This window comes from Candidatus Polarisedimenticolia bacterium (genome assembly GCA_035764505.1).
Taxonomy (GTDB): Bacteria; Acidobacteriota; Polarisedimenticolia; order Gp22-AA2; family AA152; genus AA152.
Genome location: DASTZC010000204.1, coordinates 1 through 8,696 on the forward strand (window position 1 = coordinate 1; position 8,696 = coordinate 8,696).

General features: G+C 68.0%; 7 protein-coding genes. 6 read left to right on the forward strand and 1 reads right to left on the reverse strand.

Annotation, left to right across the window (positions count from 1 at the left end; translation table 11 throughout):
- Positions 1–2,263, forward strand: a 2,263-nt coding sequence (locus tag VFW45_13400; GenBank protein ID HEU5181780.1) for a hypothetical protein, incomplete at its 5' end; no start/stop codon positions are given.
- On the opposite strand, the gene VFW45_13405 is transcribed toward VFW45_13400, so the two are convergent.
- Complete coding sequence (locus VFW45_13405) at positions 2,260–2,961, reverse strand: lysophospholipid acyltransferase family protein (protein HEU5181781.1); 702 nt, start codon at positions 2,959–2,961, stop codon at positions 2,260–2,262. The genes VFW45_13400 and VFW45_13405 overlap by 4 nt on opposite strands.
- Positions 2,962–3,189: 228 nt before the next feature.
- On the opposite strand from VFW45_13405, the gene VFW45_13410 reads away from it, so the two are divergent.
- From VFW45_13410 to VFW45_13430, 5 genes are all read left to right on the forward strand, one after another.
- Positions 3,190–5,160, forward strand: coding sequence for a hydantoinase/oxoprolinase family protein (locus VFW45_13410; protein ID HEU5181782.1), 1,971 nt, complete (start codon positions 3,190–3,192; stop codon positions 5,158–5,160).
- The gene (locus VFW45_13415; protein ID HEU5181783.1) at positions 5,157–6,749 is read left to right on the forward strand and encodes a hydantoinase B/oxoprolinase family protein; all 1,593 of its coding nucleotides are present in this window, start codon (positions 5,157–5,159) and stop codon (positions 6,747–6,749) included. Before VFW45_13410 ends, VFW45_13415 begins: the two co-directional genes overlap by 4 nt.
- A 77-nt stretch (positions 6,750–6,826) precedes the next feature.
- The gene (locus tag VFW45_13420) at positions 6,827–7,579 is read left to right on the forward strand and encodes an ABC transporter permease (protein ID HEU5181784.1); all 753 of its coding nucleotides are present in this window, start codon (positions 6,827–6,829) and stop codon (positions 7,577–7,579) included.
- Positions 7,580–7,581: 2 nt separating this feature from the next.
- The gene (locus tag VFW45_13425) at positions 7,582–8,337 is read left to right on the forward strand and encodes an ABC transporter ATP-binding protein (GenBank protein HEU5181785.1); all 756 of its coding nucleotides are present in this window, start codon (positions 7,582–7,584) and stop codon (positions 8,335–8,337) included.
- On the forward strand, positions 8,330–8,696 hold a 367-nt coding region (locus tag VFW45_13430; protein HEU5181786.1), incomplete at its 3' end, for an MCE family protein. The genes VFW45_13425 and VFW45_13430, both read left to right, overlap by 8 nt.

Sequence of the window (8,696 nt, forward strand, 5' to 3'; positions counted from 1 at the left end):
TCTGCCTCCCGCCCCCGATGGGGGTCCCGAGCAGGCCAATCTCCTGGTTCTGATGCGGCGTCTGTTTCCACCCAGCGTGGCCCCTTCGCCGGAGGGGGTGGCGGGATTGAAGCTCAAATCGCGGGACGGGGGTGGGGGTGAGCTGCCGCTGCGGGCCTGGAGGTTCTTCGACGCCTCCACGTTCCAGGTCCTTCTGGTCTACCTTTCGCCCCAAGGCGCCGCGGGCACCGCCGACCTCGTCGTCGACACCTCGGATGTGACGGGCGCGGTGGTGGACGACCTGCTGGCCAATACCGAGAACAAGGTCGCTTCCCTGCAGTCGGATGCGGCCACGCGCACCACGCGGGCCGAGGTGCCGCTATCCCCCAATCCGCTGATCCTGCGCTACCAGCGCTTCGCCACCCCCGGCTATCTCAAGGGGCCCGAATCGGCCCAGATCGAGACGACCCACGAGCTGACCGCCGAGGAGATCATCGCTCGGTACCAGGAATTCCAGGCGGACCAGGATCGGCGCTTGCAGAGCATCATGGCCGAGGCGACGATCAGCTATCACTACACGGTGGCCACCGCCCACTTCAGCATCGACGTCTCCACCCGCAACCGCTTCTTCTGGGACCGCCCCACCGGGGCGGAGTGGGAGCAGCTGGACTTTTATTTCAACGGGGTCCGCTGGACCGGCAAGAAGCCGCCCGACCTGCCGCTCATCCAGCCCGAGAAGGTGGTGACGCTGCCTCTCGACCTGCACCTCGACAAGAGCTACGAATACCGGCTCCTCGGCACCGACAAGGCCGACGGGCACGACTGCTACCTGCTGGAGTTCATCCCCCGCGAGGGACAGGAGCGCCTGTACCGCGGCCGCGTCTGGATCGATCGCAAGAACTTCGCCCGCATTCAGGTCTCCTCGGTGCAGACGGGGCTGCAGCCGCCGGTCACCAGCAACGACGAGCGCGATCATTACGGCCCCGCTCCCGGGACCGGGGAGAGCCCGCTGTGGGTGCTGCAGTCGATCGACGGGCAGCAGCGGCACGCCCTGGCGGGCGTCAACCTGATTGTCCTGCGTGAGGTGAAGTTCAAGGATTTCGTCCTGAACTCCCCCGACTTCGAGGCGAAGCGCCAGGAGGCCTATGCCTCGGAGCATCAAATGATGCGCGACACCGACGAGGGGTTCCGCTACCTCGATCGCTCCGAGGGCGGGGAGCGGACGGTGCGCACGACGCAGACGCGCAGCACGCTGCTGGGGGCGGTGGGCCTGTACCGCGAGCAGAACCTGGACTACCCGGTCATCCCGCTGCTCGGCGTGGATTACTTCAGCTTCGACTTCCGCCACACGAAGAACCAGGTCAACTTCTTCTTCGCCGGAGCCATCCTGCAGGCCTCCTGGCAGAATCCCAGCATCGGCAAGACCAAGGTCGACGCCGGGGCCAGCGTCCTGGGCATCGCCTTCAGCGGCACCGACCGTTACTACGTCGGTGACGAGGAGATCGAGAACGTCGCGGTCCGCAGCCGCGACCAGCACCTGAGCACCAACCTGGGATATCCCCTGGGGAATTTCTTCAAGGTGAAGGCGCGGGCTACGGTCGACTACCAGCAGTTCGGCCACTCCGAGGACGCGGCCGGCTCGTTCGTCGCGCCTTCCGACACCTGGGAGCTCGGCATAGGGGCCCAGGGGCAGTTCGATCGCCGGGGCTGGACGGTGCAGGCGAGCGTCGAGCGCGTCCATCGCACCGACTGGGAGCCCTGGGGCGACCGCGATCCGGCCAGCCCGGCCGTGGGCAGCCTCTTCTCCGAGTTCGATTCCGACGATCAGACCTTCCTGCGCTATCGGGGTTCGATCTCCAAGCAGATCGTGCTCCCTTACTTCCAGAAGGTGATCGTGCAGGCCGACTATCTGACCGGCGAACGCCTCGACCGGTTCAGCAAGTATCAGTTCGATTTCTTCGGGACGCGGGTCCGCGGCTTCTCGGGGAGCGGGGTGCGCTTCGATCGGGGGACGCTCGCCTCGGGCTCCTACCAGTTCAACCTGGGCAACGTCCTGCGCTTCGGGGCGACCGTCGACTGGGCCCGGGTGCGCAACGAGGACCTGGCGGAGGGCGATCCCGAGCTCGCCGGGATCCAGAAGTTCACCGGTGCGGGATTGTCGGGGAACTTCATGGGGCCCTGGAACACGCTGTTCCAGTTCGACTGGGGGATCGCGGTGCAATCCGACATCCCCGGGCTGAAGGGGGAGCAGGAATTCGAGATCCTGCTGTTCAAGTTCTTCTAGGCCTCGGCCGCCAGCAGCCCTTCCATGCTCCTGCGCACCTCTCCCATCAGCCCTTCCTTGTCCTGCGGCGCATAGCGCGCCGGATCGATCGGGTCGCCCAGAGAGATCTGGATCGTGCCGGGACGGATCTTCAGGCTTCCCTTGGGAAGGACCTCGCGGCTGCCCCGGATCCCGATCGGAATCACCGGCACTCCCGCCTGCAGCGCCAGGACGAACCCTCCCTTCTTGAAAGGAAGCAGCGTGCCGTCGTGCGAGCGGGTCCCTTCGGCATAGATGAGCAGCGATCGGCCGTGGCGCAGGCGCACGGCAGCGGCGTCGAGGCTGGCGATCGCCTTTTCCCGGTTGCTCCGATCGATCCCGACGAAGCCGGCCAGCTTGAGCACCCACCCGAAGATCGGGATGTAGAACAGCTCCTTCTTCGCCAGGATGCGGAACTGCACCGGGATCGCCAGGACGACCGCGAGGATGTCGAACTGGCTTTGGTGGTTGGAGAGGAACAAGTAGGGGCCGGGAGGCCGGATCTTCTCCCGTCCGCTCACCTCCAGGCGCACGCGGCTGAGGGCCAGGATGCAGCGCGCCCAGAAGCGCGCCAGAGGGAGGACCGCGTCGCCGCTGGGCACGATCAGGCAGAGGAGGATCCCGAAGGATCCGAGGATCGTGGTGAGCAGCACGATGGCGGTGAGCCGGAGCAGGTTCATCGGTTTCGCCGAGAAGGAGCGCGTTGGGAGTGCCCGCATGTTGCGTTTGCGAAATCACGTTAACATCGAGGCCGCCGAGCCGCCCGGATTGCGACGCGCGTCGAGTGCCGCGTACCCGAGCGGTACGCCAGCGAGACGCAACGACGCCATCCGGGATGGATCGACGGGCGAATGTAACGGGATTTCGAATACGCGACACAGTATAGGCAACCCGCTGCGAGGAGATCAATGAAACCGGCCGAGGAGAGAATCGTCCGTATCGGCATCGACACGGGGGGGACTTTCACCGACCTGGTCGCGCTGGGGTCCTCCGGGCTCCTGCGCGTGCTCAAGGTGCGCTCCACCCCCGAGGATCCGTCCCGGGCGGTCCTGGAAGGGCTGCGGCGATTGGGATTGCTGCGCTCCTCGGCGCCGATCGTCCACGGCACCACGGTGGCGACCAATGCCTTCCTGCAGCGCCGCGGCGGCAGGGCGGCGCTGGTGACGACCGCCGGGTTCGAGGACGTCCTGGTTCTCGGGAGGCAGGCGCGTCCCTGTCTCTACTCGCTCGATCCGCCCGAGAGGGTGGAATGGATCCCGTCGCGCCTGCGGCTGGGCCTGCAGGAACGGATCGGCCCCTCCGGCGAAGCTCTCGTGCCGCTGCGCCGCGTCGCCTTGCGGCGTCTGCTGAAGCGCCTGGAGGCCGCGCGTCCCGATGCCGTCGCCGTCTGCCTGCTGCACGCCTACGCGAATCCGGCGCACGAGCGGCGCGTGGGAGCGGCGCTGCGCCGGCGTGGCTGGCACGTGTCGCTGTCGCACCGTGTGGCCGGCGAGTTCCGCGAGTTCGAGCGCACCAGCACCACGGTGGCGAATGCCGTCCTGGCGAGGCCGGTGGAAGGCTACCTCGCAGCGCTGCAACTCCGCCTCGGCAGGCGCCTGCGCATCATGGGGAGCAGCGGCGGCTGGATGACCGCCGGGCGGGCCCGCGAGATGCCGGTGCGGACGCTGCTCTCGGGTCCCGCGGGCGGGGCGCTGGCAGCCGCCCGGATCGCCGGACGTCTGCGCGCGCCCCGACTGATCACCCTCGACATGGGAGGCACTTCCACCGACGTCGCCCTCTGCCTGGGAGAGGTGCCGCGCGTGCCGCGGACTTCTCTTTCGGGGAGTCCTCTTCTCCTGCCGACCCTGGACATCCGCAGCCTGGGGGCCGGGGGCGGATCGATCGCGCGGCGTGACGCGGGGGGCGGGCTGCGCGTCGGACCGGAAAGCGCCGGCGCGGACCCGGGGCCGGCCTGCTACGGCCGCGGCGGGCGCGAGCCGACGCTCACCGACGCGCTGCTGCTGCTGGGACGGCTGCCCAAGGCGGGCCTGCTCGGCGGGACGATGCCGTTGGACCACGACGCCGCGGCCGGCGCCGTGGGAAGACTGGGGCGCAGCCTGCGCCTCGGGGTGGATCAGACCGCCCGAGGAATCGTGGGACTGGTGGAAACGCATCTCGAAAACGCCATCCGGGCGCTGGTCGCCGAGCGCGGTCAATCCGCCGCCGCCTTTCAGCTGCTGGTGTTCGGGGGAGCGGGGGGATTGCTCGCCTGCGGCGTGGCGGAGCGGCTGGGCATCACCAGGATCCTCGTGCCTGCCGATCCGGGAACCCTTTCGGCACTGGGGCTCGCCGCCTCGCCGGCTGCCTGGGAAGGCTCTCGTACCCTTCTGGCGGCCGGCCGCAGCTTCACGCGCGATCAGATCCGCCGCTGGAGCGACCCTTTGGTGCGCGAGGGAGTTCGGACCCTGCGTCGCGAGCAGGGTCAGAACGCCACGATCGAGATCGTCCGCGAGATCGACTTCCGTTACCGCGGCCAGTCGCACGAGATCACCGTGCCCGCCGCATCCGATGCGGTCGAACGCTTCCACCGCGAGCATCGCCGGCGCTTCGGCTATGCACGGACAGGCGAATGGGTCGAGCTGGTCACGATGCGGGTGCGCGTGCAGGGCCGGCAGGTCGGCATCGAGGGAACCCCGGTCCGGAGGCGTTCCGGCGGGACTCGAGCCTTTCAGCGGGGAGCGGTCAGGGAAATCGCGCGGGAGGCGCTCCGCGCTGGAGAGCGTCTGCAGGGACCGGTCCTGATCACCGAGTACAGCGCGACGACCTACCTGGCGAGAGGCTTTCACCTGGTGCGGAGCACGGGCGGCGAGCTGGTACTCACCCGCGGGGGCCGAAGATGAAGAGCTCCCCGCGCTGGTCCCCGGCCGTGGAGCGGGAGATGGCGCGCCGTCTCTTCGGGTCGATCGTCGAGGGGATGGGGACGGTCCTGATGCGCTCGGCCTTCTCGCCGAACATCAAGGAGCGCCGCGATTACTCCTGTGCGCTGTTCGATGCGCGCGGCAGGGCGGTGGCGGTGGGCGACCACATGCCCGTGCACCTCGGCTCCATGCCGGCCGCGGTGAGGCAGGTGCTGCGCTCCGTCCCTCCCGCCGCCGGTGAAATGGTAGCGGTGAATGATCCCTACTCGGGCGGCACCCACCTGCCCGACATTACGCTGGTCGCGCCCTATCCCGCCCGGGCGCGGCGTCCCCGCTATTACCTGGCCAACCGGGCGCACCACAGCGACATCGGCGGCGCCCACCCCGGGTCCATGGCCCCCGGGTCGCGGGAGATCTATGAGGAAGGCATCATCCTGCCTCCCGTCCGGCTGGTGCGGCACGACGAGCCGGATCCCGACCTGCTCCGGCTGCTCCTGGCCAACGTGAGAACGCCGCGCGAGAGGGAGGCCGATCTGCGGGCCCAGATCGCCGCGAACCGGGAAGGCGGACGCCTGCTGCAGGAGATGGAGCAGCGACTGGGTCGTGCGCGGCTGGCCGCGTGGTCCTTCGACACCATCCGGCACGCCGGCCGCATCGTGCGCAGCTTCCTGCGCGAGATTCCCGAGGGATCCTACCGGGCGACAGAGGTCCTGGAAGGGGACGGCGTGACCGCCGATCCCATCCGGCTGAAGGTTTGCGTCCGCATGCACCGCGGAAGCATCCAGGTCGATTTCGGCGGCACCGATCCCCAGGTGCGCGGCAACATCAATGCGGTGGAGGCCATCACACGTTCGGCGGTCTACTTCGTCTTCCGCTGCCTCGTCCGCGAGGAGATTCCTTTCAACGAAGGCTGTTTCGACGCCATCGAGGTGCGTCTGCCGCCCGGGACGGTGCTTTCCGCCCGCCGCCCCGCGGCGGTGGCGGGCGGCAACGTGGAAGCTTCGCAACGCGTGGTGGACTTGGTCCTCAAAGCGCTGGCGCGCGCGCTGCCCGGACGGATCCCCGCCCAGAGCAGCGGGACGATGACCAACCTTACCTTCGGGGGGGTCGACCCGCGCCGGGGTGGGAGCTTCACCTACTACGAGACCGTTGGAGGAGGCATGGGGGCCTCGAAGCTCCGGGCAGGACTCTCCGGGGTCCATACCGGCATGACCAACTCCCTCAACACACCCATCGAGGCGCTCGAGCAGGCGCTGCCGATCCGTGTGACGCGCTATGCTCTGCGGCCCGGCTCCGGGGGAAAGGGACTGCACCGCGGCGGGAGTGGCGTGGTGCGGGAATTCGAGGCCCTGGGCGAAACCCAGGCGGCCCTGTTCGCCGATCGACATCGGCACGGCCCCGCGGGGAGGCAGGGTGGGGGGGAAGGAGCGAGGGGAGGGGCGTGGAGGGTGCGCGGCGGCAAGCTGGCTCCCCTGGAATCGAAGTCCCGCCTGACCCTGAGGCCGGGAGAGCGGCTCCGAATCGCCACGCCGGGGGGCGGGGGATGGGGAAAGGCGCCACGGCGGATTTGACGGAGAGTGTTGCCCTTGGCTACACTACGACGTTAACTTATTGTTCTGAAACCACCTAGAGCCTCTGGCAGGTGCCGATGGTCGGCTTCGTGAATGACGCGCTGGAACATGTCGGCGGAATCAGCTTGCTGGCCCGCGACACGGTGCGCCAGGGCTTCCGCCGCCCCAGGGAATGGCGCAACCTGGTGGAGCAGATTCACCACCTGGGTGTCGGGTCGGCTCCCATCGTTCTGACCACGGCCTTGTTCACCGGAATGGTCCTCGCGCTGCAGACGGCGGCCTCCTGGGCCGCCTTCGGCAAGCTTCTTATCGGCGACGTCGTCTCGCTTTCGATCGTCCGCGAGCTCGGGCCGGTACTCTCGGCCCTGATGATTGGAGGCCGGGTGGGCGCCGGTATCACCGCCGAGATCGGCACGATGAAAGTGACCGAGCAGATCGACGCGATCCGGGCGCTGGCGGCCGATCCGGTCAAGAAGCTGGTATTTCCGAAGGTCCTGGCGACCACCTTCATGCTCCCGGTCCTCACGATCCTGGGGGATTTCGTCGGCATCGTGGGGGGATGGATGATTGCCTGCTCCGAGCTGGGGCAGACCTCGGATTTCTACCTCAAGCACGTGCGCACGGCGCTGAACGTCAACGACATCTTCAGCGGCATCGGCAAGACGGTGTTCTTCGGGCTGTTCATCTCGACGATCGCCTGTTACAACGGGATGCGCACGTCGGGCGGCGCCGACGGCGTGGGGCGGGCCACCACGCAGACGGTGGTGTCGGCGTCGATTGCGGTGCTCATCTCGGATTTCTTCCTGACCAAGCTCTTCCTGATCTTCTAGCGATGGAGAGTGCCTTCATCCGCTACGAGGATCTGCACAAGCGGTTCGGCGAGAACGTCGTCCTGCGCGGCGTCACCCTGTCGGTGGCCCACGGCGAGACGATCGTCATCTTGGGAGGGAGCGGCAGCGGCAAGTCGGTCCTCCTGCGCCATACCATCGGCCTGATGGTTCCCGATCGCGGGCGGGTCGTGGTCGACGGGACCGATCTTTCGAACCTGTCGGAAGAGGAGCTGATGCCGGTGCGCAAGAAGGTGGGCATGCTGTTCCAGGGAAGCGCCCTGTTCGACTCGATGGACGTCTATGAGAACGTCGCCTATGCGCTGCGCGAGCACACCGAGCTGGAGGAGGATGCCATCGCCGAGCGGGTGCGCCGCAAGCTGGCGCTGGTCGAGCTCGATGAGACCGTCGAGCGGCGCATGCCTTCCGACCTGTCGGGAGGGATGCGCAAGCGCGTGGCGCTGGCGCGGGCCATCGCGCTGGAGCCGGCGGCCATCCTCTACGACGAGCCGACCACGGGACTGGACCCGATCACAGCCCGGGCGATCAACGACCTGATCCGCAACCTGCAGGCGAGCCTCGAGGTGACTTCCGTGGTGGTGACCCACGACATCGCCAGCGCCTTCCGCGTGGCCGACCGGATCGCCTTCCTGTACCAGGGAGAGATGGTGTTCACCGGAACCGTGGCGGAGGCGCGCGCCAGCCGCGACCCCCGGCTGAGAGCTTTTCTTGCCGATTTCCAGGAAGGCGGCGATGCTTAGGTCGCGCGAGGCGAGCGTGGGGCTGGTGATCTTCACGGCCGGCCTCATCCTGATGCTGGGGATTCTCGCGGTAGGCAAAGAATCGCGGCTGTTCGCCCGCAAGGTCGAGTACTGGACTTCTTTCCCGAACGTCTCGGGGCTGGCCGAAGGGTCGCCGGTCAAGCTGGTCGGAGTGCAGGTGGGCACGGTGAGCGAGGTTGCCTTTCCGTCCAGCCTCAACGACCGCGAGATCCGCGTGAGTCTTCAGGTCGATCGGGCCTACGCGGGGAGAATCCGCGAGGGGACCCAGGCGCAGCTCAAGTCGCTCTCCTACGTCTCGCAGGAGCGCTACATCGAGCTCACTCCGGGAGACTCCGATC